General features: G+C 60.7%; 21 protein-coding genes. 4 read left to right on the top strand and 17 right to left on the bottom strand.

What is annotated here, in order from left to right; genetic code table 11:
* Positions 1-3 precede the first annotated feature (3 nt).
* The gene (locus CAF76_RS17650; RefSeq protein ID WP_256579631.1) at positions 4-1,455 is read right to left on the bottom strand and encodes a hypothetical protein; all 1,452 of its coding nucleotides are present in this window, start codon (positions 1,453-1,455) and stop codon (positions 4-6) included.
* Positions 1,456-1,624: 169 nt separating this feature from the next.
* Here CAF76_RS17650 and CAF76_RS17645 point away from each other — a divergent pair, with 169 nt between their 5' ends.
* On the top strand, positions 1,625-2,254 hold the full coding sequence (locus tag CAF76_RS17645) for a bifunctional 2-polyprenyl-6-hydroxyphenol methylase/3-demethylubiquinol 3-O-methyltransferase UbiG (protein ID WP_085647933.1): 630 nt from the start codon (positions 1,625-1,627) through the stop codon (positions 2,252-2,254).
* A 26-nt stretch (positions 2,255-2,280) separates the two neighbouring features.
* On the opposite strand, the gene CAF76_RS17640 is transcribed toward CAF76_RS17645, so the two are convergent.
* From CAF76_RS17640 to CAF76_RS17630, 3 genes are read right to left on the bottom strand one after another with little or no spacing between them, the layout of a single operon-like run.
* A complete protein-coding gene (locus tag CAF76_RS17640) occupies positions 2,281-5,334 on the bottom strand; it encodes an efflux RND transporter permease subunit (RefSeq protein WP_085611215.1) in 3,054 nt (1,017 codons plus the stop codon).
* The gene (locus tag CAF76_RS17635; RefSeq protein ID WP_085647932.1) at positions 5,331-6,395 is read right to left on the bottom strand and encodes an efflux RND transporter periplasmic adaptor subunit; all 1,065 of its coding nucleotides are present in this window, start codon (positions 6,393-6,395) and stop codon (positions 5,331-5,333) included. Before CAF76_RS17635 ends, CAF76_RS17640 begins: the two co-directional genes overlap by 4 nt.
* Positions 6,392-7,495 (bottom strand): efflux RND transporter periplasmic adaptor subunit, encoded by a 1,104-nt coding sequence (locus CAF76_RS17630; protein ID WP_085647931.1) that lies wholly within the window; start codon positions 7,493-7,495, stop codon positions 6,392-6,394. The genes CAF76_RS17635 and CAF76_RS17630 overlap by 4 nt, the downstream gene beginning before the upstream one ends.
* Before the next feature lie 144 nt (positions 7,496-7,639).
* Here CAF76_RS17630 and CAF76_RS17625 point away from each other — a divergent pair, with 144 nt between their 5' ends.
* Entirely contained in the window at positions 7,640-8,800 is a 1,161-nt protein-coding gene (locus tag CAF76_RS17625; RefSeq protein ID WP_085647930.1) for an AAA family ATPase, read from the top strand.
* Positions 8,801-9,060: 260 nt separating this feature from the next.
* On the opposite strand, the gene CAF76_RS17620 is transcribed toward CAF76_RS17625, so the two are convergent.
* The 12 genes from CAF76_RS17620 to CAF76_RS17565 form a co-directional block, all read right to left on the bottom strand.
* On the bottom strand, positions 9,061-9,939 hold the full coding sequence (locus tag CAF76_RS17620; protein WP_007952765.1) for a transporter substrate-binding domain-containing protein: 879 nt from the start codon (positions 9,937-9,939) through the stop codon (positions 9,061-9,063).
* A complete protein-coding gene (locus tag CAF76_RS17615) occupies positions 9,936-10,733 on the bottom strand; it encodes an amino acid ABC transporter ATP-binding protein (protein WP_085647929.1) in 798 nt (265 codons plus the stop codon). The genes CAF76_RS17620 and CAF76_RS17615 overlap by 4 nt, the downstream gene beginning before the upstream one ends.
* Positions 10,730-11,389, bottom strand: coding sequence for an amino acid ABC transporter permease (locus tag CAF76_RS17610; RefSeq protein WP_007952770.1), 660 nt, complete (start codon positions 11,387-11,389; stop codon positions 10,730-10,732). Before CAF76_RS17610 ends, CAF76_RS17615 begins: the two co-directional genes overlap by 4 nt.
* Complete coding sequence (locus CAF76_RS17605; protein ID WP_085647928.1) at positions 11,370-12,035, bottom strand: amino acid ABC transporter permease; 666 nt, start codon at positions 12,033-12,035, stop codon at positions 11,370-11,372. Before CAF76_RS17605 ends, CAF76_RS17610 begins: the two co-directional genes overlap by 20 nt.
* Before the next feature lie 650 nt (positions 12,036-12,685).
* Entirely contained in the window at positions 12,686-13,483 is a 798-nt protein-coding gene (locus CAF76_RS17600; protein ID WP_011331930.1) for a MetQ/NlpA family ABC transporter substrate-binding protein, read from the bottom strand.
* A gap of 164 nt (positions 13,484-13,647) precedes the next feature.
* A complete protein-coding gene (locus tag CAF76_RS17595) occupies positions 13,648-14,580 on the bottom strand; it encodes a sigma 54-interacting transcriptional regulator (protein ID WP_064592681.1) in 933 nt (310 codons plus the stop codon).
* Between the two features lie 56 nt (positions 14,581-14,636).
* Positions 14,637-15,218, bottom strand: coding sequence for an alpha/beta hydrolase (locus tag CAF76_RS17590; protein ID WP_007952774.1), 582 nt, complete (start codon positions 15,216-15,218; stop codon positions 14,637-14,639).
* Positions 15,219-15,386: 168 nt separating this feature from the next.
* On the bottom strand, positions 15,387-15,788 hold the full coding sequence (locus CAF76_RS17585) for a biopolymer transporter ExbD (protein ID WP_003220570.1): 402 nt from the start codon (positions 15,786-15,788) through the stop codon (positions 15,387-15,389).
* A 1-nt stretch (position 15,789) separates the two neighbouring features.
* Positions 15,790-16,515, bottom strand: a complete 726-nt coding sequence (locus CAF76_RS17580; protein WP_011331927.1) for a MotA/TolQ/ExbB proton channel family protein — start codon at positions 16,513-16,515, stop codon at positions 15,790-15,792.
* 45 nt (positions 16,516-16,560) lie between these two features.
* The gene (locus CAF76_RS17575) at positions 16,561-17,373 is read right to left on the bottom strand and encodes an energy transducer TonB (RefSeq protein ID WP_085647927.1); all 813 of its coding nucleotides are present in this window, start codon (positions 17,371-17,373) and stop codon (positions 16,561-16,563) included.
* Positions 17,374-17,752: 379 nt separating this feature from the next.
* Positions 17,753-19,096, bottom strand: a complete 1,344-nt coding sequence (locus CAF76_RS17570; RefSeq protein WP_085647926.1) for an aryl-sulfate sulfotransferase — start codon at positions 19,094-19,096, stop codon at positions 17,753-17,755.
* Between the two features lie 23 nt (positions 19,097-19,119).
* Complete coding sequence (locus CAF76_RS17565; RefSeq protein ID WP_085647925.1) at positions 19,120-21,480, bottom strand: TonB-dependent receptor; 2,361 nt, start codon at positions 21,478-21,480, stop codon at positions 19,120-19,122.
* A 165-nt stretch (positions 21,481-21,645) separates the two neighbouring features.
* Between CAF76_RS17565 and CAF76_RS17560 the strand changes: the two genes are divergently transcribed.
* Both CAF76_RS17560 and CAF76_RS17555 read left to right on the top strand, forming a co-directional pair.
* The gene (locus CAF76_RS17560) at positions 21,646-22,590 is read left to right on the top strand and encodes a LysR family transcriptional regulator (protein WP_085647924.1); all 945 of its coding nucleotides are present in this window, start codon (positions 21,646-21,648) and stop codon (positions 22,588-22,590) included.
* A gap of 190 nt (positions 22,591-22,780) precedes the next feature.
* A complete protein-coding gene (locus CAF76_RS17555) occupies positions 22,781-24,391 on the top strand; it encodes an alkaline phosphatase family protein (RefSeq protein WP_085647923.1) in 1,611 nt (536 codons plus the stop codon).
* A gap of 188 nt (positions 24,392-24,579) precedes the next feature.
* On the opposite strand, the gene CAF76_RS17550 is transcribed toward CAF76_RS17555, so the two are convergent.
* The gene (locus CAF76_RS17550; protein WP_085647922.1) at positions 24,580-25,488 is read right to left on the bottom strand and encodes a TauD/TfdA family dioxygenase; all 909 of its coding nucleotides are present in this window, start codon (positions 25,486-25,488) and stop codon (positions 24,580-24,582) included.
* Positions 25,489-25,616 lie beyond the last annotated feature (128 nt).

Here is a 25,616-nt window from a genome sequence, read left to right as displayed (position 1 = left end):
GCATCAATCATCGATCAGGCTGTCGAGCCACGCGTATTCAGTTTTGCTTCGATGCAGCGCCTGCATGCTTTTTGCCGCGTAAACAATGCTGTCGGCGTTGTTCGCGGCCAAATGCGCGCGCAGCGCCGGATTTGCATTGAACAGGCCGACCGCCGTCTGAAGATCCAGATCGTCGCCGATCCCCAGATAATCACTGATCCCGAACAGCAGGTTGTCGTGATCGTCCGTAAAAGCGTTCACGTACTCGACTGTCAATCCACCGCGCATGATCACTTCAGAAACACTGCGCTCCGGAATGTCGTAGACGGTCAGCGGCTCCAGACTCAGCAAACCACGCTGGCTGTCACCCAGATAGAAGAAATCCGCGGCGTTGGGACCGATGGTCCTGAAGCGGTCGATGCGGTTGGTGTGCAGCATTTCATGGCCCAGGGACATGCCTAGAATCTCCTGCTGCATGTACTTGCGGTTGAGGAAGAACCGGCCATGAAAATCCTTCTTGTACATCCAGGCGGCGCTGTTGTTTTCAGTCTCCACTGCGAAGAATTTTTCCTCGCCCCAGGTCCCCTGGTACTCCCTGGAAAGCGCAAGACCTCGCGCCATAGAGTCAGAGAACTGCTGCGCCACGGCCTGGTGATCTGCGCCAAAAAAGCTTTCGTAAACCGCGCTGGCACCGTCGTGTTTCATGTCTATGGCGTGAACGGCATCAGCGAAAACGCTTTCGACTGCTCGCAACTCAGTGCGAATCAATGCGGCCTGCTCCGGTGGAAACTGCTTCAGCCCCCGTGCAGTCAGCGTGGCTTCCTTTGCTGTCTCGTGCTCGATCGCGTCATCAATACCGGTGTGGACCCGACTGTGCTTTTCCGAATCTTTCCTGATATTGCGGATGAGCTCATCGATGTCGATATCGATGACATTGCCTGCGTCGCCGGATGACCGAGCCCGTTCCGGCGACCATATCTTGCTGTGCGGATCGAAGAACAGGACCGGTCCCGAAGCCGTCCACTCGGACATCAAGGTCGCGCGATATTCACCGCCCGCTGCGGTTTGCCGAACCTGGACAATCTCGCCGGGGGCGACATCGACGAACGTGCGTCCCTTGATAACCCTCAACCCCAGGGCATCAGGCGCAGGCAGGGTGGCCGGCGCTTTCAGGCGATAGTCCGCAAGCGTCCTGCCCCCGAAACGACCCGACAGGATCTCGGCGGTCGGCTGGGATGAAACAATGACTGCGGCGTCTGGCATATCCGGTTGGCGAACGGCCTCCACATCCGTTTGATCCATGTCCCGAAAACTCTTGTGCGCAGGTTCGTACTCGGGAAAGTCAGCACCGGTTCTTTTACGCAGTGCAATGGCGTCTGCCAGGCTATGGCTGGAGGACGTGGTGGAGGTTTTTCGAGTATTGCCCATGAAAAAATCCTTGTTGAGTAAATCCCCCTGAAAAAATCGGGCAGACATCGCGCTAGTCGTCTATCGCCTGGGCGCTATTGCAACCGATCGGGAACGGTCAGGTGCGGTAAATATGTATTGCACTTGAGCCGGCGTTTTGTGCTTTGTCCGGATCTGGATCCTCTGAACCGCGAAAGCGCTTATAGTCTGCCGATCTTCCTTTCAGCCCATGACGACCATGAAGCAGACCCCCACCGATCTTGAACAGATCACCTCTACCACCCTCGGCCACTACAACTCGGTGGCCGAGGGTTTTCGTGAAGGCACCCGCGATCACGATGTCAGTCAGAACATCGACGCCCTGTTGCGGCACATCCAGGGTGAGGCGCCGTTTTCCATTCTCGATTTCGGCTGCGGGCCGGGGCGGGATTTGCAGACATTCACCCGGATGGGACACGTCGCCGTCGGCCTCGACGGCGCGGAAAAATTCGCGCAGATGGCGCGGGAAGACAGTGGCTGTGAAGTGTGGTGCCAGGACTTTCTGAAGCTGGATCTACCGGCAGAACGCTTCGACGGCATCTTCGCCAATGCGGTGCTGTTTCATGTGCCGTTGCAGGAATTGCCTCGGGTATTGAAGCAACTGCACGGGACATTGAAACCGGGCGGCGTGCTGTTCAGCTCCAATCCGCGTGGGGATAACCGTGAAGGCTGGAACGGGCCGCGTTATGGCTCGTATCACGATCTTGAAGCCTGGCGCGGGTTGTTGACCGCTGCCGGGTTCGTGGAACTTGAGCATTACTACCGGCCGGCGGGGCTGCCGCGTGAGCAGCAGCCTTGGTTGGCGAGTGTCTGGCGCAAAACCGTGTAGTTGGCGATGAGCGCAAGGCGCTCGCCTTACTGCGCCTCTTTCTTCGGCTCGCGAATCTTGTACCAGGCCACGTACAGCGCCGGCAGGAACAGCAGCGTCAGCAGGGTTGCAATCACGATCCCGCCGATCATCGCGTAGGCCATCGGCCCCCAGAACACTTCCCGGGCGATCGGGATCATGCCCATGCTCGCCGCGGCGGCGGTCAGCAGGATCGGGCGCCGTCGATGCTCGGTGGCTTCCACCACCGCATCCCACGGCGCATAGCCTTTGCGCTCGAACTCGTCGATCTGGGTCACAAGGATCACCGAGTTGCGGATGATGATGCCGATCAAGGCCAGAATCCCGAGGATCGCCACGAAGCCCATCGGCGTACCGGTCGGCACCAGCGCCAGCACCACGCCGATCAACCCCAGCGGCGCGACACTGGCCACAAGGAACAGCTTCTGCACGCTGTGCAGCTGGATCATCAGGAACGTCGCCATCAAGAACAGCATCAACGGCAACACTTTCGCAATCGGTCCTTGGGCCTTGCCACTCTCCTCGACCGTACCGCCGGTGGCGACCTTGTAGCCAACGGGCAGTTTTTCGGCGAACGCGTCGATGGACGGCTTCAACAGTTTCACCAGGTCGGTCGGCTGAATTTCGTCACGCACCGACGCCTTGATGGTGATGGTCGGCAAGCGGTCACGACGCCACACCAGCGGCTGCTCCAGCTCATAACGAACCGTGGCGAAGGCCAGCAAGGGGATCGACGTGCCGTTGGGCGTGACGATCTGCAGGTTCTGCAGGGTTTCCGGCGTACCGCGTTCCGAACTCACCGCGCGACCGACCACGTTGATCAGGTAGATGTCGTCGTTGACCTGGGTCAGCGGCGCGCCACTGACGATGCTGTTCATCAGGTTCGCCACGTCTTCGGACGACAGCCCGAGCTGGCGCGCCTTGTCCTGGGCGATGTCGATTCGCAGGACTTTGCCTGGCTCGTTCCAGTCGTAAATGATCTCGCCGATGTGCTCGTTCTTGTCCAGTTCAGTCGCCAGGTCGATGGCGTGCTTGCGCACCTGGTCGATGTCCTTGCCGCTGATCCGGTACTGGATCGGACGCCCTACCGGCGGGCCCATTTCCAGCGCCTGCACGTAGCTGCCGATGCCGACGAAATCCTTGTGCAGCCGTTCGCGCAGGCGTTGGCTCAAGGCCTCGCGGGCTTCAAAGTCTTTGCTGACGATCACCAGTTGCGCGTAGTACGGGTTCTGCAATTGCTGGTCGAGTGGCAGGTAGAAACGGATCGCGCCCTGACCGATGTAGGTGCTCCAGCGCACGATGTCCGCGTCGCCCTTGAGCGTGGCCTCGAGCTTGTCGACGGCCTTGCGGGTCTCGTCGATCGAGGCGTTTTGCGGCAGGTTGAGGTCGACCAGGATTTCCGGTCGATCCGAGGACGGGAAGAACTGATTCTGCACAAAACGCATGCAGAACACCGCCAGCACAAACAACAGCACGGTGATGCCGATGGCCCACCAGCGATTGCGCATGCACCACAGCAAACCGCCGTTGAATGCACGGCCAACGCGCCCCGGTTCAGCCTCATGGGCTTTCACGTTGGTGCTGAGAATGTGCACACCGATCACCGGGGCGAAAAACACCGCCACGATCCAGGACACGATCATCGCCACGGCAATCACCGCGAACAGCGTGTAGGTGTACTCGCCGGCAGAACTGGCGTTGAGGCCGATGGGGACGAAACCGGCGACCGTCACCAGCGTACCGGTGAGCATCGGGAACGCGGTCGAGGTGTAGGCGAACGTCGCAGCCTCCTCCTTGCTCTCGCCCATTTCCAGGCGCGTGACCATCATTTCCACGGTGATCATCGCATCGTCCACCAACAGGCCGAGGGCAATGATCAGAGCGCCGAGGGAAATCCGCTGCATGGTGATGCCGCTGTATTCCATGAACACAAACACCATCGCCAGCACCAGCGGGATCGAGCACGCCACCACCAGCCCGGCGCGCACACCGAGACTGATGAAGCTGACCACCAGCACGATCACCACTGCCTCGAACAAGGCACTGGTGAAGCCGCCAACGGCCTCCTCCACCACCACGGCCTGATCGGACACCGTGTGCACACCCACGCCAACCGGCAGATCCGCGGTCAGTTCATCGATGCGCTTGTGCAGTGCTTTGCCGAATTCCTGAACGTTGCCGCCCTTCTGCATGGCAATCGCCAGACCGATCGCCGGCTTGCCGTCGAAGCGGAATTCCGGCGTGGCCGGATCGGTGTAACCGCGAGTGATGTCGGCAACATCTGCCAGGCGATAGAAGCGGTCGTTGAGCTTGAGATTGACCTCGGCCAGGTCTTTCTCCGAAGCGAACTGGCCCGAAGTCCGCACAGAAATCCGCTCCGGGCCCGCCTCGATCACACCGGCCGGAGTCACGGCGTTCTGCGATTGCAGGCTCTGCACCACCTGACGCTGATCGATGCCCAGCGCCGCCAGTTTGCGGGTGGAGAAGTTCAGGTAAATCACTTCGTCCTGCTGGCCGATCATTTCGATCTTGCCCAGCCCCGGGACATTGCGGATCTCGGCCCGCGCCTGTTCCACGTAATCGCGCAACTGGCGCATGGTCAGGCCGTCGGCAGTGAAGGCGTACACCGAGCCGAACACGTCACCGAACTCGTCGTTGAATCCCGGCCCCTGAATACCTTGAGGAAACTGCCCGCGAATGTCGTCGATCTTCTTGCGCACCTGGTACCAGATTTCCGGAATGTCCTTGGCGCTGGTGGTATCGCGCAGGTACACGTAGACCGTCGATTCGCCGGGGCGCGTGTAGCTTTTCACATAGTCGAGGGAATCGAGTTCTTCGAGTTTTTTCTCGATGCGGTCGGTGACCTGCTTGAGGGTTTCTTCCTGGGTCGCGCCCGGCCATTTGGTCTGGATCACCATGGTCTTGATGGTGAACGACGGGTCTTCCTCGCGCCCCAGATTGAAGTAGGAGAACACCCCCATGAGCAATGCGACGAACATCAGATACCAGACGAAAGACTGATGCTTGAGGGCCCATTCGGAGAGATTGAAAGAGCCTTTCATTGACTGTCCTCGTCAAGTTTTACGGATTGTCCGGGTTTGAGACTGTTGACGCCGGCGCTGACCACGCGCTCGCCGTTCTTCACGCCCCCCGCGAGCACCACGCTGCTGTCGTTACGGCTGATCACGCTGACGTCGCGCGGGTTGACGGTTTTGCTTTGGGTGTCGATGACCCAGATCCGCAGCTTGCCATCGACCTCTTGCAACGCTGTGACGGGCAATTCGATACGCGGTTTGATCGCCGAGCTGAGGGTGACGCTGATCGCCGTGCCGAGGCGGAAGCCGTCGGGCGTATTGGCCAGGGTTAATCGTGCGCGGCGGGTGCGCGTGGCACTTTGAGCCTGGGGTTCGATCTCGCGCAGGGTGGCTGTGGTGTTGATGCTCGGGTCGAGCTGCCCGGCCACCAGAAACACCACGTCGGATGGGATCTCATCGACCAGGGTGTCCGGCAGATCGATCACGGCTTCCTTGATGTCCGGTTGCGCCAGGGTCACCACCTGCTGGCCCGCCGTCACCACTTGCCCGGCCTCGGCATTCCACGCGGTGACCACCGCCTTGTGGTCCGAGCGTAGCTGGGTGTAATCGAGTTGATCCTTGCTCTGGTTGACCGCCGCCCGCGCCTGATCCAGCGAGGCTTGGGTGGTCTTCAGGTCCGTCATCGCAATGTCCAGTTGCGCCTGCGCCCCCACGCCCCGGTCGAACAGCGCTTGCTGACGGCGGGCGTTGGCCTGGGCGTTGATCAGCTGTGCCTGAACCCTGGCCAGATCGCCCTGGGCCGAACGCAACTGGTTCTGCTGGTCGGACGGATCGAGGGTGGCGAGCAGCGTGCCCTTCTGAACCTCGGTGCCGACATCGACGTTGCGGCTGGCAATGCGCCCGCCGACGCGAAAACCGGTGTTGCTTTCATAGCGCGCCTGAATGCTGCCGGCGAAACGCCCGAGGTTTTCCTCGCTCATCGCTTCGACCTTGACCGACAACACCGGCCGTACCGGCTCCGGCGGTGGCTCGCTTTTCGAACAGGCGGCCAGCAACACACCAATGGATAACAGCCCCAGACGCTTCATGGCTGTGCTCCCGGTTGCAGATCCTTGTAGGTGTTTTCGGCTATTTCGACCTTCATGCCCGGATGCAGCAACTGCCCACCCGCGACAATGACTTTTTCCCCGCCCTTGAGGCCTTCGCTGATGATGACCTTGCCGATCAGGTAGCGGCTGACGGTGACGTTGTGCAACTGCGCTTCACCTTTATCGTCGACCATCCACACCGCCGGATCGCTGACGTTCTTGGTCAGCGCCGACCACGGTAATTCAACGGCCGACTTGCCGGTGCCCTTGGCCGTGGCGCTCACCACCGAGCCCAGCTGCATCCCCTGCGGCAGGTTGTCGAGGCTGACCTTGACCTGCACCGTGCCGGACTGCGCGGACACCGCCGGGGTGATTTCACGCACGGTGCCGGTGGTCTTGATGGCGGGGTTGTCGAGCAGGCTGACGACGATCGAACGCTCCGCCGGCCGCTCGGCCAGCAGGGATTCGTAAACATTGAACACGGCGTCGCGGTCACCGTCCCGGGCCAGGCTGAATATCGGCGCCGTGGCCTGAACCACCTGGCCGACTTCGGCCTGACGCTCGGTAATGACGCCGGGCGCATCGGCGATCAGTGCGGTGTAGCTCAGTTGATCCTTGGCGTTGGCCAACTGCGCCTGCGCTGCGCTCAAGGCACTCTGGCTGCTGCGCAATGCAGCCTGCGCCGAATCGTATTCGCTCTGACTGGTGTAGCCCTTGGGCAACAGTTTCTGCTGGCGGACGAACGCGGCGGCGCTCTGTTTGACCCGCGCCTGCTCGGCCACTACCTGAGCCTGGGCGGAATCGACGTTGGTCTGCAAATCCTTCGGATCAAGCTTGGCCAGCACTTGTTTGGCCGAGACGCGGTCACCGACATCGACCATGCGCTGGATGATCTTGCCGCCGACCCGGAACGACAGTTCGGTCTGCACCCGCGCCTGGACGTCGCCGGTGAGGGTCACGGCGGCGGCGTAATTGGCGGGGTTCACCTCCTGCACGAAGACCCGGGGCAGGTATTCGGCGGGGGCCTTTTTCTCGCCGCATGCGCTCAATAAAGCGAGCAGACTGAGCATGACCGCTGTTTTCAATCCGGGACTCGCCATGCAGACTCCTTCCTGTGTACGAACGTGCAAGTGACGATACGACTGTGAGCTTAGAACAGGGTTCAACCTTCGTCCGGCCGATATATGCATTTCTGTGCAGCGAGTATCCTGACCCGGATTTCGGGGCACCCAGGAAGGATTTTCATGCTCAAGACCCTCGCGGTGGCCAATTACCGCTCGATCAATAAATTGGTGATTCCGCTGGGCCGTCTGAACCTGATCACCGGCCCCAACGGCAGCGGCAAGTCGAACCTGTACCGGGCGCTGCGGCTGCTGGCGGAAACCGCTCAGGGCGGCGTAGTCAATGCGCTGGCCCGGGAGGGTGGTCTCGACTCGACCTTCTGGGCCGGGCCGGAAACCATCAGCCGGCGCATGCGCAACGGCGAGGTGCCGATCCAGTCCACCGTGCGCCAGGGTGTGAAACGCCTGCGCCTGGGCTTTGCCGGGGAAGATTTCAGCTATTCGATCGCCCTGGGCTTGCCGGAGCCGAGCCTTTCGTTCTTTTCCCTCGACCCGGAAATCAAAAAGGAATGCATCTGGGCCGGGCCGCTCTATCGTCCGGCCAGTCTGCTGGTGGATCGCGACGGGCCGATGATCCGCACCCGTGAGGGTCGCAGCTGGGATGTGTTGGCCCAGCACACGCCAAACTTCGACAGCCTGTTCGATCAGGTCGGCAGCCTGCGCACCTCGCCGGAAGTGTTCCAGATGCGTGAGTTCATCCGCCGCTGGCGCTTCTACGATCACTTTCGCAGTGACGCCGACGCCCCGGTGCGCCAGCCGCAACTGGGCACGCGCACGCCGGTGCTGCATCACGATGGCCGCGATCTGGCGGCTGCGTTGCAGACCATCCGCGAGATCGGCGATCCCGAGGCGTTGCAGGCGGCGATCAGCGACGCCTTTCCCGGCGCACGGCTGAACATCGCACCGCTGGCGGGCGGACGCTTTGCCATCGAGTTTTTTCAGGAAGGGTTGTTGCGGCCGTTGTCGGCAGCGGAACTGTCGGATGGCACGTTGCGTTATCTGCTGCTGGTCGCCGCGCTGCTGACGCCACGCCCGCCGTCGCTGATGGTGCTGAACGAACCGGAAACCAGCCTGCATCCGGATCTGCTGCCGGCGCTGGCGCGCTTGATTATCCGGGTGTCGGAGCAGTGTCAGGTGTGGGTGGTGTCCCATGCCCGGCGCTTGATTTCGGCGTTGCAGGAGGACCCGGAGTGCAATTGCATCGTGCTGGAAAAAACCCTCGGCCAGACGGGGATCGTCGGGCAGAGGGTTTTGGATGAGCCGGCGTGGAATTGGCCTGATTAGGTGTGTCAGTTGGAGAGCCCCTCACCCTAACCCTCCCGAAACGTCGGACCGCCCGGAGGGAGAGGGAACCGATTGGGGGAAGCTCAAGAGTTACGCCGACCTGAAAGTGCTTCTGTGAATCCATAATCGACTCGGTGTCTCAGGTCGATGTAACTCTCAAAACACCTCGGTCGGCTCCCTCTCCCTCCGGGCGGTCCGACGTTTCGGGAGGGCTGGGGTGAGGGGTTGCTCTGCATCCTCACCGCCGACCTGTCAGGCAATCAGCCCTGCCACTTCCCACCCTCAACAATCACGCTCTCAGGCTTGGTGTCATCACTCAGCTCTTTACGCACATATTGGTCATACAGCTTGAGCAGATATTTCTCCTCACCAAGCTTGGCCAGTTCAGTATTCACCCAATCGCGCAATTCGATGTTGCCCTTCTTCACCGCCGGCGCAATCGGCGCTTCGGCGCCAAGTTTTTCGTCCAGCACGCGGTAGCCCGGGTTCTGCTTGGCCCAGCTGAACAGCACCAGATTGTCCTGCGCGTAGGCATCGCCACGGCCGTTGGCCAGGGCTTGCAGGGACTCGGAGTTTTTCTCGAACTTCAGCAGTTTCCAGTCCGGGTGGTTTTTGGTCAGCCAGATATCGGCGGTAGTGCCGGTGGTGACGATGGTGGTGCGGGTCGCCAGATCATCCAGCTTCTTCACTTCGCTGCCCTGCGGCACCAGCGCCTGCACCGCGACCTTGAGGTTCGGGTTGGTGAATTCCACCGCTTCCTTGCGCTCCGGGGTCACGGTCATGTTGGCGAGGATCAGGTCGACCTTGTCGCTTTGCAGGAACGGAATGCGGCTCGCCGGCTCCACGGCCACGAACTCGACCTTGTTTTCATCGCCCAGCAGATCCTTGGCGAATTGACGGCCAATGTCGGTATCGAAGCCGACGTAACGCCCCGCTTCGTTGACGAAACCGAACGGCGGCTTGTCGGTGAACACGCCGACGATCAGTTTGTCGCGGGCCTTGATCTTGTCCAGGTAACCGGCCGGCGCGGTGCTTTCGCTGGCGACTTTCGGCTTGGCCGGTTCTTCGGTCTTGTTGCAGCCGGCCAGCAGCGCGAGGCTGATCAGCGGTAATGCAAATAGGGCTTTGGCAGTTTTCATGGCAGTTCCAGTTCCTTGGTTTGAGACGTTGTGGGCGAAGTCGTTGAAGTCAGCGCTTCGACGTAGGAGAACTTCTCCAGGAACTGCTGCGCGCGTGCGGTTTGCGGGTTCGTAAAGAAAAGCTCGGGCGGGTTCTGCTCAAGGATGCGCCCGCCATCCATGAACACGATGCGATCGGCCACCGCGCGGGCGAAGGCCATTTCGTGGGTGACGATCAACAGGGTCATGCCTTCGCGGGCCAGGCCCTGAATCACTTCCAGCACTTCCTTGACCATCTCCGGATCAAGGGCGGCGGTGACTTCGTCGAAGAGCATGACCCGCGGGTTCATGCACAACGAGCGGACGATGGCGATACGTTGCTGCTGACCACCGGAGAGCTGGCGCGGGAACGCATCGCGCTTGTCCGACAGGCCCACGCGTTCGAGCAATGCTTCGGCCTGTTGCTGTGCTTCGCGGCGTTCGCGCTTCTGCACCTTGAGCGGGCCGAGCAGCAAATTGTCGAGCACGCTCATGTGCGGAAACAGGTGATAACTCTGGAACACCATGCCGATCTGCTGACGCACTTCGCGCCAGTCGGTGGCCTTGTCCAGCAATTCACGGCCGGCGAACTTCAGGTGACCGCTGTGGGCGGTTTCCAGACCGTTGAGGCAACGCAGCAGGGTGCTTTTGCCGCAGCCGCTGGGGCCGAGGATGACGATGACTTCGCCGGACTTCACTTGCAGGTCGATGCCCTTGAGCACCTGCTGTTCGCCGAAGAATTTGTTGAACCCCTGAAACTCGATCAATGCGCTCATGCTTGCGTCCAGCGCCGCTCCAGCACGCGCGAGGCGGCTGACAGCGGGTAGCAGATGAAAAAGAAAAACAGGAACAGCGCGCCGTAGATCAGCACCGATTCGTAGGTGCGCTCGATGATCTGCTGACCGACCTTGATCACATCCACCACGCCAATCAGCACCGCCAGCGAACTGGTCTTGATGATCCGCGTGTAGACGTTGATGGTCGGCGGCGTCATGCGTTTCAGCGCCTGGGGCAGCAGCACGTAGCCGTAGAGCTGCGCCGCGTTCAGTCCGATCGACAGCCCCGCCTCACGCTGCCCGCGCGGCAACGAATGCAGCGCACCGCGCGCCACTTCGCCGACCTCGCTGGCGCCCCACAGCGACAGCACCAGCACCGCGCACCAGAAACTCGGCAGGCTCAGGCCGAAGAAAATCGGCAAGCCGAAAAACAGCAGGTACAACCAGACCAGCACCGGGATCGCCCGGAACAGTTCCAGATAGATTCGCAGCAGCGCGTTCAGCCACGTCACGTTGAGCGTGCGCAGCACACCGTAAAGCACGCCGCCGACGGTGCTGATGGCGATGCTGAGGAACGAGATCGACAGGGTTTGCCCGGCGCCTTTGGCCAGTTGCGGCAACGACACCCAGAGCAGTTCAAGACCCGAACTGGCCATGCTGGAGCCTCCTTTCCAGACGGCTCAACAGCAGCGACAGCGGCAGGAACAGCAGCACGCAGATCAGCGTCAGCACGGCGAGCATTTCGTAGGTTTTGTAATAGAGCGCGATGTAGCTCTTGGTGGTGTAGAGAATTTCCGGCACCGCCACGGCCGAGACCACGGTGGTCTCCTTGAGCAGGAAAATGAAATTGGCGAACAGCGACGGCAAGCTGAGGATTCCCGCCTGCGGCAGGATCACGTAGCGCAGCAACTGGCCGTGGGACAAACCGATGGAGCGACCCGACTCAAGCTGCGCCTGGGGCACCGCATCGACACCGGCGCGCAGCACTTCGGTGAGGTAGGCGCCGCCGAGAAACGTCATGGTGATGATCGCGGCGGTGAATCCCGAAACCTTGATTCCCAGGGCCGGCAACGCGAAGTAGACGAAGAACAGCTGGATCAGCAGCGGCGTGTTGCGCGCCAGCTCCACATACAGCCCGACCAGTTTTTGCAGGTAAGGCGTGCGGAACACCAGAATCGTCGCATTGAGCAACGCCACCAGCAGCGAGGTGCAAATGGCGATCAAACCGACCTGCAGCGTCACACCCACGGCTTTGAGAAACGCCGGCAGGGTGCTGAGGATAAATGCGTAATCGAAGGTCATGAAACATCCTGACGCCGCTCGGTAAGCGACGGTGGTGCAGTCCATGGACAGCGGGTAACTGTCCGGCAGGCACCGACTTTAAAGGTATAAGAAAAAGAATTTAAATACCGTTAAAGCATATTGATATCACGCAAAAAACTATCCTGCGGGTTTGCTCCGACAGAATAAGAAGGCTATTTTTCCTCTCGCTGTAGGACGGATCTTTTTTTCATGAAAGCCCTCCAAGGACGAACAGCTTTTGGCCAGACTCCCCGGCCGAACTCATAACAAGGAAGAGAACATGGACGTAAAAGTGCCGCAGCGACCGGACCCGCAGGATTTCGTGAAATGGCTGGTGGCTTTGCGCAGGGCGCTGAAAACCGGAATGGCCTGAGATCAAGAGCCCCCTCACCCCAGCCCTCTCCCGGAGGGAGAGGGAGCCGACCGAGGTGTCTCGCGTTATACATCGACCTGAAAGTTCGCGTCGATTATGGATTCGGTACAACACTTTCAGGTCGGCGTAATTCCCAAGCATCCCACGGTCAGTCCCCTCTCCCCCCGGGAGAGGGTTAGGGTGAGGGGGCTTTTGAAGCACACACAAAAACGCCGATGACCATCGCTGGTCATCGGCGTTTTTTTTCAACCTTGAAGGGGGTTGCTGCTGCGTCGGATCAGAACGCCGGCAGTACCGCGCCGTTGTACTTCTTCTCGATGAACGCTTTGACTTCAGGGCTGGTCAGGGCAGCGGCCAGTTTCTTGATGGCGTCGCTGTTCTTGTTGTCTTCACGGGCAACCAGGAAGTTCACGTAAGGCGAATCCGCGCCTTCGATCACCAGGGCGTCCTTGGTCGGGTTCAGCTTGGCTTCCAGCGCGTAGTTGGTGTTGATCATGTCCAGGTCGACTTCTTTCAGAACACGCGGCAGCAGGGCCGACTCCAGTTCCTTGAACTTGAAGTTGTGTGGGTTCTTGGCGATGTCTTTCGGCGTGGCCAGGGCGTTCTTCGGATCTTTCAGTTCGATCAGGCCAGCCTTCTGCAGCAGGATCAGAGCGCGACCGCTGTTGCTGCCTTCGTTCGGAATGGCGATGGTGGCGCCGTCCGGCAGTTCAGCCAGGGTCTTGTACTTGCTCGAGTAGCCACCGAACGGTTCAACGTGCACGCCTTGCACGGTCACCAGGTACTTGGCCTTGTCATCCTTGTATTTGCCGGCGTTGAAGCTGTCCAGGTAAGGCTTGGTCTGGAAGTAGTTGGCGTCCAGACGCTTCTCGCCCACCTGTACGTTCGGCTGTACGTAGTCGGTGAAGACCTTGATTTCCAGATCCACGCCTTCTTTGGCGAGGGTCGGCTTGATCAGCTCGAGGATTTCGGCGTGCGGCACCGGCGTCGCGGCAACCACCAGTTTCTCGCCGGCCTGGGCCAGGGAAGCAGTCAGAGCAGCCGCCAATGCGGTAAACAACAGAACCTTTTTCATGCAGTGTCCTTATCGAAAATCGGTCGTCATCGACGACGGCATTAATACGTGTGCCAGCGATGTGCTACTGCTGGCGTGAAGCGGACAATACCGGGATTTTTTATTCCCGGACAATAACGTTTATTCAGCTTCATATTCCATTTTGTTCATGTTGATCAAAATGGTTACAACGCCTCGCTCAGGCTCAACAGCAATTCTTTCAATGCCTTACGTTCGTCGGCAGTGCCGTTGAGGCTCACGCTCGCTACCTGACGTTCGATCTGAACCAGCGGCCCAGACACCTCGGGCAGGTTCAGGTGCTCCGGCAGGATTTCGTCGCCGGTGCTCACCAGCAGCGCAAAATGAATGACGTTTTCCAGCTCCCGGGTATTGCCCGGCCAGCTGTGTTGCTCCAGCACCTGTTGCGCCGCTTCGCTGATCAGCGGCACCGGAAGATCCAGGCGCTGGCTGTAGATGCCGAGGAAGTACTCGGCCAACGACAGAATGTCGCCGACCCGCGCACGCAGAGCCGGCAGTTCCAGATGCCCTTCGCTGAGATAGTGATAAAGCCGCTCGTGGAATTTCCCCGCCGCCACCGCTTGGGCCAGATCGATACTGGTCGCCGCCACCAGGCGCACGTCCACCGGGCTTGGTTGATGCGCACCGACGCGGGTGACTTCGTGGTTTTCCAGGGCGGAAAGCAATTTGATCTGGATCGGCAGCGGCAGGTCGCCGATCTCGTCCAGGTACAAGGTGCCGCCGTTAGCCGAGCCGAACCAGCCGGCGCGACTGCTGGCCGAGCCGCTGTAGCTGCCGGCGGCGTAGCCGAACAACTCCGCATCGGCGTAGGTCGGGCTGATCGCCCCGCAATTGACCGAGACAAACAGCCCGCTGCGATCACTGGCGCGGTGAATGTGGCGGGCGAGCAATTCCTTGCCGGTGCCGGTCTCGCCGCGAATCAACACCGAGATCGAGCGCGGTGCGAGTTGGGCCATTTCCTCGCGCAACTGGCGCGAGCGTGGATCGACGAACACCAGCGCCTTGGCGCGAATGCTCAGGGGACTTTTTTCCGCATCGGGAAAGGTCAGCAACGGCTGGCCGAAGGTTTCAAAACTCATGGCAGACTCCCGCCCCAAATCGCCGGGAGACGGGGGCGTTGAAAAAACAAAAGTGGTCAGGCACGGCGCCGGGCGTGGTGTTCCATGCGGTTTTGCAGGCGATACAGATAAGCGAATCCCTGCTCCCAGCGTTGATGCCCGGACTTCACGTTGATATGGCCGGCGCCGGCGAGAATCCCCGCCTCGGCGCCCCAGTTGCGCGCCAGTTCCAGCGCACGCGGCGCACTGACGGCGGCGTCGTTGTCGGAGCTGACGACTTGGCTCGGGAAGGGCAGCAGATCGGTCGGGATCGGCGCGAAATTGCGCAGCGCCGGCACGCAGGCCGGACGCTCGACATCCGCCGGCGCAACCAGCAGCGCCCCGCGCACCTGACGCAAGTGATGCAGCGGCGCGGTGGCCGCCCAGTGCGCCACGGTGATGCAACCCAGGCTGTGCGCGATGAGAATCACCGGCGAGCTGTCAGCGGCAATCGCCTCGGCCAGCGCAGCGACCCAGTCTTCACGACGCGGTGTCAGCCAGTCGGCCTGCTCCACCCGCGCGCTGTTGGGCAGGCTGTTTTGCCAATGGGTTTGCCAATGATCTTCTGGCGATCCTTGCCAGCCCGGCACAATCAGATAACGGATTGATTCGTTGCGCATGGGGGAGCTCTCCTGCGTCGTGTCTGTTCCTGAACGAGTATAGGGACGGGATTTATATTCGTTAAGGAATAAGAAGCTATTTATTAAGACCTGAAAAGCATATTAAGCGGGAGACAAAAAAGGGGCCGCACCCTGCCAAGGAGACGGCCCCGGAAAAACGTGAAACCCTTATCGTGCAGTGATCACCGACAGCTTGGTGATGCCCGCCCGCTCAATCGAAGCCATGGCTCGCGCCACTTCGCCGTAATTCACCCCGTCGTCGGCCTGCAATTGCACGCGCACTTCCGGGTCCTTGGCCTTGGCCGACTTGAGGTTGAACTCCAGCAGATCCGGCTGGATTTCGTCCTTGTTGATAAACAGTTTTCCCGCACCGTCGATGCTCACCACCAACGGGTCTTTCTGCTCGACCGGCGCCACCGCTTCGGTCTTCGGCAGGTTGATCGGTATCGCGTTGGTCAAAAGCGGCGCGGTGACGATGAACACCACCAGCAGCACCAGCATCACGTCCACCAGCGGCGTCACGTTGATCTCGCTCAGCACCTCGTCGCTGTCTTGCGTGGAGAAGGCCATATCAGGACGCCTCCTTCACTTTTGTTGCGTTGCCCTGGGCCGCAGCCTTGTGCGCGGTCGGGTGGATCAGCACGCGGAACGAGCTTTTTTGCGCCAGGCTGTAGAAGTCGTGGGCAAAGTCGTCCAGGTCCGCCGCCGTCAGTTTCAGACGACGCAAAAAGTAGTTGTAAACCAGCACCGCCGGCACCGCGACCGCGATCCCCACACCAGTGGCGACCAGCGCTGCACCGATGGGACCGGCGACCGTTTCCAGGCTCGCCGAGCCTGCCGCGCTGATGCCTTTGAGCGCTTCCATGATTCCCCACACCGTGCCGAACAGACCAATGAACGGCGAGGTGCTGCCAATACTCGCGACCACCGCCAGACCGGTTTCCAGCGAACGCCGCTCGCGAACGATCTGCTGACGCAAGGCACGTTCGAGGCGATCCTGATGGTTGATCGCCTGGCTCAGGTCATTGGCCTGCGGCGCCTCGCCCACTTGTATCGCCGCATAACCGGCCTGTGCCACCCGCGCTGCCGCGCCGGGCTGGGTTTCGCTCAACTCGGCGGCGGAGTCCAGACTCGACGCCGCCCAGAAGCGCTTGTGAAATTTGCGGTCCTGCGCCTTCAACCGGCCGAACTGCACAGCCTTGAGCAATGCCAGGCCCCAGGTAGCGACAGAGAAGACCACCAGCAGCCAGATCACCGCGCTTTCGATGGATTCCAGTGGAGATGCCAGTAACGTCATGATGTGTTCCCTCGTGTAAACGTTTATCGCGAAATTGGTTTCGGTTTAATGAATCTTGAAATCGATGGGTACGCTGACCCAGCCGTCCTGGGCGATATCACCCTGCTTGGCCGGCACGAAGCTCCAGCGCTTCACGGCGTCCAGCGCCGCGTCGTCGAGTTGTTGCCGGCCACTGCTTTTCTGAATCTGGATCTCGCCCGGTTTGCCGCTGGCCAACACGTGCACCCGGAGCAACACCGTGCCTTCCCAACCGCGACGCTGGGCCAGCGACGGATACTCCGGCGCCGGGTTCTTCAGGTACGCCGCGTTGGCCGAGGCCGGCGTCACCGGAGCAGGCGCTGGTGGTGCAGGTGGCGCGGGCGCGGCGACCGGGGCGGCCGGTTGTGGCGGAGCCGGTGGTTGCTCGACCGCTTTCGGCGCCGGTTTCGGTACGGGTTTGGCCACCGGTTTCGGTTTGGGGATCGGCTTCGGCTTCGGTGGCGGCTTGGTTGCCAATTCGTCCTCCACCGGGGGCGGAGGCTCAACCACAGGTGCCGGTGGCGGCGGCACAACTACAGGTGGTGCCGGTGGCGCCGGGCGCGAAAACTCGATGGTCATCGGCGGAATTTCCGGCGGCACGATCGGCAGCGCCGGCGTCGGATGCTGGTTGATCCAGTAGATCACCGCGCCGTGCACCACCAGCGCCAGAACGCCGAGCAGAATCGTTTCGCGGCGGCTCAGAATGCCCTTGGGGGCGCGCTGCAAACGCAGCTGCCCCAACGGCACGCGATGGGGCCGGCCGAGATCGACCAACTCGCCGCTCGGCGCCTGGCGCCACAGCACCTCCTGTGCGCTGGCGGCGGTCTGGACATTGCCCATTGATTTACTCCCTGCGGTCTCTTTGCGTTTTTTTCGCTTAGCCGATTCGCCGCTTGTTGAATCCCCCACGGCGTGATCGATGGGTCAATCATTGGGCCAGCGGCTTATCTCCGAAAGTAATCTTTCATGTTATGAATAGACGTTTATGGAATATATGAAACAGTCATTTCCGCCAAAGCCACGGCCCGCAAGGCTTCCAGCGATTCACCGAAATCGACATGCTTTCGCGGCATAAAAAGTATTCATCCAAGGCATCGGATCTTGAAAAAAAGCAAACAAAAAGGCCGATGCATGTTTAATGCATCGGCCTTCGATGACTGACTTTCTTATTGCTTCACAAGCTCAACGGTCTTGGCTCGGCGGTGAACAATCCTGATAACTAACGACTGGCATTGGTCTGTTGCACGCCGATGGCCGGCGCAATCACTGCCGTCTCCGAGCGCGGCGTACCTGCCGGCACCCAGTCATAACTCACAGGAAGGGCTCGATAGACCCAGTTGCTGATCGCGTCGCTGCCCGGTGCCTTGCCCAGATAAGGGCTGACGTATTCCCAGACATTTTCACCACTGGCCGTCACCTGGAAAAATCGCCCGTTCATGCCTTCGTCGATCAGCGTGTTGCCGTTGGGCAAGCGCCGCGCGCTGCTGATGAACGAGCTGTAGAACGCCCACCCCGGCTGCTTTGAATTCGCCGCGCTGTACTGCCAGACGATTTCATTTTTCACCGGGTCGATCTCCAGCACCCGCGAACCGGAAATCAGCCCCAGCGTGACGTTCGGGTACCCCGCCGAACCCTGGTTGTCGAACACCAGCAAATTGCCCGCGCCGGGCAGTCCGGCCGGGATGATGTGCGCGTCATGCTGGCCGACGAACTGGTCCACCGGGCGCGGGATTTTCTGCGCGGTTTTCGGATTGGCCAGCGGCAGATTCGGCCCCAGACGCCAGACCACCTTGCCGCTGTGTTTGTCGATGATCGCGATGAAGTTGGCGTTGCGCGAATCGATCAGCAGGTTGTCCGGGTTGAAGCGCTTGTCGCCCGCATCAAACCACTTGTTCGGCCCGACCAGGCTGAGGTTGTTGATGTGCAGGTAATCCGGATTTTCACTGGCGCGAACCAGCTTCAACTGCTCGGCGGTGAAGCCGAATTCATTCAAATGATCCGACGCCAGCCACTGCCATTTCACCTCGCCGGCGGGGCTGACTTCATAGATCGCATCGTCGATCACCTCGGGCACCTTGAAGCCTTTGACCTTGTGCACCTTGTTCGCCAGCACCACGGTGTTGCCGTTGCTCAGGCGACGCTGATCGTGATGCTGTTGCGCAGCGCCACCGGGGGCCTTGTCGCCCCATTGCCAGACGACTTTGCCATTCCAGTCCAGCTCGCCGACGCTCTGATTGCCGAGGCCGTTACCGGCGGAGCCGAGCTTGCCCGGATCCTTTTCGCTCAGTTGCAGCAACACATGGCCGCGCTCGCCCCCGACCAGTTGCGGGTCGATGATCGCCGACGGGAAACCCGACTGCGGCCAGTTCTTCACCTCGTTGCCGTTCATGTCGATCAGGTGCGTCTGCTTGTCGGCACCGCTGAAGATCACATATTGATTGAAGGCCTTGGCCGGATCGTAACGGGTGACGCCGGTGGGGTAGACGCTGGGGGCGGCGAGCGCCCCGGCACTGAGCACTGCGCCGGACAACAACACCGGTAAAGCGGTTTTGATGCGCAACATGATGCAGCTCCTTGAAGGATCAATCAGAAGTCGTAGCGACCGGTGACGCCGAGAGTGCGCGGCGTACCCAGCAAGCCTTCATAGCCGCCGTTGCCGCCGGTCCACAGGGTCGTGTAGTAGGTTTTGTCGAAGGCGTTTTTCAGCCACAGCGAGACGTCCCACTGACCCTGATTGAAATCGCCGCGCAGGCCGGTGGAGAGATTGACCACCGCGTAACTCGGGATCTGGCCGTAATCGGAATCTTCGACCGTGCCCACCGCTTTGGAGCGGAATGCGTAGCTGCCGGTGACGTAAGGTTGCAGACCGTTATCCAGATTCCATTCGTACTTGCCGTTGGCATTGCCGATCCATTTCGAGGCGCCGACCACCTGATGGCCGCTGAGGTCGCAAGAGGCCGGAGCACCCGGTGCCTGGCTGACTTCCGGCGGGCACGGCGCGTCCTTGTAGGAGAGATAGCTGACGTCGTTGTACGAGCCGTTGAAGTTCAGCGTCAGGCCGCGCAGCGGGATCAGGGTGCTTTCGAATTCCACCCCGCGCGAGCGCACCGAGCCGGCGTTGGTCAGGTATTGCACCCGGTTGACGTCGTCGTAGGCGTTGGTCTGGTAAGCGTTGACCTGAGTCCAGAACACGTTGGCGTTGAGCTGCAAACGGCGATCCCACAGCGTGCTCTTGAAGCCGAGTTCGGCGTTGTTGGCGCGCTCGGTGCCGATCAGCAGCGAGTCGGCGCCAGCGGTCGGGGCCGAGCCGACCACAAGGTTGACCCCACCGGATTTTTCGCCGTGAGACAACGTGGCGTAGCCGAGCAGGTCATCGGTGAAGCGATAGCTGAGGTTGAGCAATCCGGACGGGCTGGAGCTGTACTGATTCAGGTCGCCGGAATCGTAGGCGCCGGTGCGGCCGCGTCGCGCGGTGGCGGCGGCACCCGTGACAGCGGCGCCACCCACCGGCGCATCACGATTGACCCAGGCGTTCTTCTCTTCATAAGTGCCACGCACCCCGGCGGTGAAATCCAGACGCGGTGTCAGGTGCCAGGTGCCTTGGGCGAACAGCGCAAAACTGTCGGTCTTGATATGGCCACGGCCGACGCTGTTGACGTTGGCCAGCGCGCCCCGTGGCGTGCCGTTCCAGATGTCTGCCTGCGGGCCGTAATAGGCGAAGGATTTGTTGTCCAGGTCCGAACCGAAATAGTAGGCGCCGAGGACGTAATCGAAGAACTCGCCCTTGGGCGATGCGAGACGAAATTCCTGGGAATACTGTTTGTCCTCAACCGACACCCCGGCGTTGTAGGTCGCCGGCACATTGAGGCCATCGTCGTTGCGCGGGGTGAAATTCCAGAAACGGTAGGAGCTGACCGAGGTCAGGGTGAAGTCGCTCGGCAAGGTCCAGTTGGCCTCCACCGATGTGCCGCCCTGATGGACGGTGACGTGCTGGTCGTTGTCCAGATTGACCTTGCGGTGCGAGCCGTTGACCAGCGTCGCGCCGGCAGCGGCGGCGCGGGCCGAGTAGAGATTGACGCCATTGATGGTCGGCCCGGTGTTGTACAGCACGCGGGTGCCGGCGCTGGAATCCTCTTCGTTGTAATCACCGATCCAGCGCAGGTTGAAATTCTCGTTGGGTTTGAACAGCAGTTGCGCCCGGAAGCCGTCGCGGGAACCGCCGTTCAGGTCATGGCCGTTGAATTCGTTCTTGATGTCACCATCGCTGCGGGTGCGATAGGCAGAGATGCGTCCGGCCAACTGATCGTTGAGCGGCCCGGAAAGCGTGCCCTTGGTCTGGAAATAACCGTCCTCGCCGACCGACGTCTCGATGCTGCGCTCCGGGGTAAAACTCGGCGCGCGGGTACTGATGTTGATCACCCCGGCGGTGGTGTTCTTGCCGAACAACGTACCCTGCGGCCCGCGCAGGACTTCCAACTGCTCGATGTCCATCAGGTCGAACACCGCCATCCCCGGGCGACCCAGATAAACGTTGTCGATGTACAGACCGACGCTGCCTTCCAGACCATCGCTGGCCGGGTTGTTGCCCAGGCCCCGGATCGACACGCTGGACTGGCGCGCATGCATGTAGGCGACGTTGACGCTGGGCACCAGTTGCTGCAGATCCTGAATCCGGTAGACCCGCTGCGTCTCCAGAGTCTGGCCGCTGACCACGCTCATGGGCGTCGGCACGTCCTGAGAACTTTCTTCGCGACGGCGGGTGGTGACGGTCACGGTTTCCAGTTGCGAAGTGGCGGTCGCGGTCTTGCCTGCCGGTGCCGGCACAGGGGTTTCCGTTTCCGCAGCGTAGCCGTGGGTCCAGCTGGCACTCCCCGCTAGCAACAGGGCCAGAGGCAGACGTTTGAGCCGTCGTGGCGGCGGCGGTGAAGCGAGGTTCAACGGACTCATGGGACTGCTCCTGGTCAAAAAACACGCAGACATCTTCCGTGCCGCATATTCTTTTAAGTTATTTATTTATGTTTTTACAAAGATTTACTGCATAAGAGATTGCCTTTATAAGGAGTCGACCTAATGCATATCCAATGCATTTCCCGGATATTTTTTATGTGAAAAATGCATATCGACTTGCGCCAACTCAGACACTTCATTGCCCTTGCCGAACAACGCAGCTTCGTCGCCGGCGCGCAGGCGGTGAACCTGTCGCAGTCGGCGTTCAGCCGCAGCATTCAGGCGCTGGAGCACAGCGTCGGTTGCCAGTTGGTGGATCGCGGACGCAAGGAATTACCGCCGACCAAACAGGGCCAGGTGCTGCTTGAACATGCGCGGCGACTGGTCAGCGGCGCGCAGCAGATGGCTAACGAGATCAGCCAGTTCAACGGGCTGGAGGCAGGAGAGTTACGCTTCGGTTGCGGCCCGGCGCCGGCGGCAGGATTGATCCCGCGCGCCATCGGTAGCTTCATCGGCCGCTACCCGAAAGCGCGGGTGCATTACCAGGTCGATGACTGGCAGAGCCTGAGCAAGCGACTGCTTAGCGAGGAGTTCGAATTCTTCGTCGCCGACACTCGGCACTTCGAGGCGGACCCGGATTATCTGACCCACCGCTTGCGGCCACGCAAATGGCATTTCTGCTGCCGCGCCGGGCATCCGCTGGCCGCATCGGATCGGGTCACGGCCGAGCAATTGATGAGTTATCCACTGGCCGTCAGCATTCGCCCGCCGAATCTGCGCAAGGTCATCGTCGACCTTAGTGGCCGCCCGGATTTCGTCCCGAATGTGGAGTGCGAGAACAGCGCCAGCCTGCTCGGCGTGGTGCTGCGCTCCGATGCGATCGGCATCGTTGGCGCCTATTCGGATGCGCTGCATCAGGCCCGGGGTGAGTTGGTGTGTTTGAAGGTCGAAGGGTTGGCGGATGATCTGGAGGAGCTTTACACCCGTTATGGAATCGTCAGCCGCGCCGGGTATCGGTTATCACCGTTGGCCGAGGCGATGATCGAGCAGATCAAGGCGATTGATGCGGTGGATGAAGAAGTGTGCTCACTGGAGAATTTTGCCGTCTGACACTCCGCCTTCGCGAGCAAGCCCGCTCCCACATTTGAAACGCGTACTCCTGTGGGAGCGGGCTTGCTCGCGAAGAGGCCTGTGCAGGCGCCGATGCATTTCCTGCATGAAACCCATTCCCCGAATGCACTTGCCGAACACCCTCGCCGAAAGCGAAAAACCTCGCCTGTCTTCCTGACTGGTGAACCCCATGTCCAACCCGCAAAACCCCGTGCGCAACGTGCTGTACATCATGTGCGATCAACTGCGCCGCGATTACCTGTCCTGCTACGGCCACCCGCACCTGCACACGCCAAACATTGATCGCCTGGCTGCGGCCGGCGTGCGCTTTAGCCGTGCCTACACCCAAGGCACGATTTGTGGGCCGTCGCGGATGTCGGCCTACACCGGGCGCTATGTCAGCAGTCATCAAGTGGCGTGGAACGCCGTGCCGCTGCCGCTTGAAGAACTGACCATCGGCGATTACCTGAGACCCCACGGCATTCGTACCGCGCTGGTCGGCAAGACCCACGCCACAGCCAACGTGGATGCCTTGCAGCGGTTGTCGATCAACCCGGAAAGCGCCCAGGCCGAAGTGCTGAACGAAGTCGGCTTCGAGCCGTACTTTCGTCACGACGGCATCTTCCCCGACGACCCGCTGTTCGATGACAAACGCGAATCCGCGCCATACACCCACTACCTGCGCGAGCAGGGTTTCGAAGGGCGTAACCCCTGGCATGACTGGGCCAACGCGGCCGAAGGCGACAACGGAGAAATCCTCAGCGGCTGGAAAATGCGCAATGCCCATTTGCCGGCGCGAATTCCCGAGCAACATTCAGAGACTGTCTACACTACAAATCGAGCCATCGACTTCATCGGTGAGCAAGGTGAAAAACCGTGGTTTTTACACCTGTCCTACATCAAACCCCACTGGCCCTATATCGTACCGGCTCCGTACCACACCTTGTACAGTACGAAATCGATTCTCAAACCGGTACGTAATGCCTCTCCAAGCGACCACCCGGTCTATCAGGCCTTTCGCCAGCATGAGGAAAGCCTGAATTTCTCCAAAGATCCGGTACGACTGAACGTGATCCCGACGTACATGGGCCTGGTCAAACAGGTCGATGATCAGCTGGGGCGGCTGTTCGATTTCCTGCAAAGCAACGGCCGCTGGGAGGACACGCTGATCGTGTTCACCAGCGATCACGGCGACTTTCTGGGCGATCACTGGCTGGGTGAGAAGGAGTTTTTGCTGGAACAAGCGGTGGGCGTGCCATTGATCGTGCGCGACCCACGTGCGGCGGCGGATGTCACACGGGGCACGGTGGATGAACGCCTGGCGGAAACCATCGACGGCGTGCCGACCTTTCTCGACGCGCTGGGCGTGACGGGGGCGGAGCATCGCCTGGAAGGTCGCTCGCTGATTCCGCTGCTGCACGGTGAGAACCCGGACTGGCGCCGCTATGCGATCAGCGAATACGACTACGCCTTTCAGGCCCCGGCACGTGAGCGACTGGGCCAGCCGATCGACCGTTGCCGCATGACCATGGTGCGCAGCGAACGCTGGAAATACCTGGCGTACGACGGCTTCCGGCCGCAGCTTTTCGATCTGTTGAATGACCCGCAGGAGCTGCAGGATCTGGGCGCGGACCCGGCGTATGCGGCGGTGCGCGAGGAGCATGCGGGGTATCTGTTCGAATGGGTGCGCGGGTTGAAACGCCGCACGACCATCAGTCATCAGGAGATTGATTTGCGTGGGCAGCGGTTTCGTTATGGCGAACCCGAGACCGAGAAGCTCGTTCAGATTGGCGTTTGGTAGAGATCAAGCGAAGGCAAGAGCAAGAGCCCCCTCACCCTAACCCTCTCCCGGAGGGAGAGGGGACTGACCGAGCTGTTTTTTAGAAGGACGCCGACCTGAAATATCAGGGTTGAACTCAGGCTCAAAAAGCCCCCAATCGGCTCCCTCTCCCTCCGGGAGAGGGCGGGGGGTGAGGGTTGCTTTTGATCTTAATCGCGCCCTTTGATGGTCTGGCTACGCTGCCCATTCGCCCCGACCGGCACTTCCCCTTTGAGCGTCACCCGACGCACCACACGATCCTGAGTGCCGTAATCATCAATCGCATAATGCTGCGTCGAACGGTTATCCCAGATCGCCACATCACCGGCCTTCCAGCGCCAGCGCACGACGTTCTCCTGGCGGATCACATGGCTCTGCAGCAAGCCGAACAGGTGCGCCGAATCGGCCTGGGAATAACCCTTGATGCGCTTGACGAAATGCCCCAGCAGCAAGCTCTTTTCCCCGCTGATCGGGTGCACACGGACCACCGGGTGCTCGGTCTCGTAAACGGTCGAGGTGAAGATCTTGCGATAGCGCTCGAGCTTCTCCGCCGACACGTCCGGCTTCACGGCGGCGTAGTCGTATTCGTTGCTGTGCACAGCCACCAGTTTGTCCGCCAGCTCGCGCAACTCGGTCGGCAGTTCGTTGTACGCCGTCGCGGTGTTCGCCCACAGCGTGTCGCCGCCGAACGCCGGGGCCACCACCGAGCGCAGGATCGAGGCTTTCGGGTAGGCATCGACGAAGGTTACGTCGGTGTGCCAGGAGTTGGCGCGCTGCCCTTCCGCGCCGTCCAGTTCCAGCAGATAACGGGTGCCCTCGCGGGACGGCACGGTCGGATGCGCTACGGGCTCGCCGAGCAGATGCGCAAAGGCTTCCTGACGTTGATCGTCGAGCTGGGTCTGCTCGCGAAAGAACACGACCTTGTACTGGATCAGCGCCTGTTGAATGGCTTCAACCGTCGCGGCATCCAGCTCACCGGACAGCTGCACGCCACGGATTTCGGCGCCGATACGACCGGCCACCGGATGAATGTCCAACGCGTGGACAGCGGGTTTTACAGCGAGTGCGGCATTGCTCATGGGTAGACCCTCATCGACTGCTTGCGGTTGGACGGCAGCGAAACAACGCTCTATCTATATTTCATTTACATCTAATAGATATTCACATGCTTCGTTGACGGAATAAGAGCTTGCATTTAAAACCTCAA

It is taken from the genome of Pseudomonas sp. B40(2017) (assembly GCF_002112855.1).
In the GTDB taxonomy this organism is placed as follows: Bacteria; Pseudomonadota; Gammaproteobacteria; order Pseudomonadales; family Pseudomonadaceae; genus Aquipseudomonas; species Aquipseudomonas pharyngis.
The sequence above is the reverse complement of the archived record's forward strand: the minus strand, read 5'-3'. Positions and strand labels throughout refer to the sequence as shown.

Coding starts and splice junctions, on each gene's coding strand:
- CAF76_RS17560 (WP_085647924.1), top strand. CDS start 21,646: ATGCATATCGACTTGCGCCAACTCAGACACTTCATTGCCCTTGCCGAA.
- CAF76_RS17625 (WP_085647930.1), top strand. CDS start 7,640: ATGCTCAAGACCCTCGCGGTGGCCAATTACCGCTCGATCAATAAATTG.
- CAF76_RS17620 (WP_007952765.1), bottom strand. CDS start 9,939: ATGAAAACTGCCAAAGCCCTATTTGCATTACCGCTGATCAGCCTCGCG.
- CAF76_RS17550 (WP_085647922.1), bottom strand. CDS start 25,488: ATGAGCAATGCCGCACTCGCTGTAAAACCCGCTGTCCACGCGTTGGAC.
- CAF76_RS17555 (WP_085647923.1), top strand. CDS start 22,781: ATGTCCAACCCGCAAAACCCCGTGCGCAACGTGCTGTACATCATGTGC.
- CAF76_RS17645 (WP_085647933.1), top strand. CDS start 1,625: ATGAAGCAGACCCCCACCGATCTTGAACAGATCACCTCTACCACCCTC.
- CAF76_RS17580 (WP_011331927.1), bottom strand. CDS start 16,515: ATGACGTTACTGGCATCTCCACTGGAATCCATCGAAAGCGCGGTGATC.
- CAF76_RS17600 (WP_011331930.1), bottom strand. CDS start 13,483: ATGAAAAAGGTTCTGTTGTTTACCGCATTGGCGGCTGCTCTGACTGCT.
- CAF76_RS17610 (WP_007952770.1), bottom strand. CDS start 11,389: ATGGCCAGTTCGGGTCTTGAACTGCTCTGGGTGTCGTTGCCGCAACTG.
- CAF76_RS17605 (WP_085647928.1), bottom strand. CDS start 12,035: ATGACCTTCGATTACGCATTTATCCTCAGCACCCTGCCGGCGTTTCTC.
- CAF76_RS17570 (WP_085647926.1), bottom strand. CDS start 19,096: ATGTTGCGCATCAAAACCGCTTTACCGGTGTTGTTGTCCGGCGCAGTG.
- CAF76_RS17590 (WP_007952774.1), bottom strand. CDS start 15,218: ATGCGCAACGAATCAATCCGTTATCTGATTGTGCCGGGCTGGCAAGGA.
- CAF76_RS17585 (WP_003220570.1), bottom strand. CDS start 15,788: ATGGCCTTCTCCACGCAAGACAGCGACGAGGTGCTGAGCGAGATCAAC.
- CAF76_RS17595 (WP_064592681.1), bottom strand. CDS start 14,580: ATGAGTTTTGAAACCTTCGGCCAGCCGTTGCTGACCTTTCCCGATGCG.
- CAF76_RS17650 (WP_256579631.1), bottom strand. CDS start 1,455: ATGTCTGCCCGATTTTTTCAGGGGGATTTACTCAACAAGGATTTTTTC.
- CAF76_RS17630 (WP_085647931.1), bottom strand. CDS start 7,495: ATGGCGAGTCCCGGATTGAAAACAGCGGTCATGCTCAGTCTGCTCGCT.
- CAF76_RS17575 (WP_085647927.1), bottom strand. CDS start 17,373: ATGGGCAATGTCCAGACCGCCGCCAGCGCACAGGAGGTGCTGTGGCGC.
- CAF76_RS17565 (WP_085647925.1), bottom strand. CDS start 21,480: ATGAGTCCGTTGAACCTCGCTTCACCGCCGCCGCCACGACGGCTCAAA.
- CAF76_RS17640 (WP_085611215.1), bottom strand. CDS start 5,334: ATGAAAGGCTCTTTCAATCTCTCCGAATGGGCCCTCAAGCATCAGTCT.
- CAF76_RS17635 (WP_085647932.1), bottom strand. CDS start 6,395: ATGAAGCGTCTGGGGCTGTTATCCATTGGTGTGTTGCTGGCCGCCTGT.
- CAF76_RS17615 (WP_085647929.1), bottom strand. CDS start 10,733: ATGAGCGCATTGATCGAGTTTCAGGGGTTCAACAAATTCTTCGGCGAA.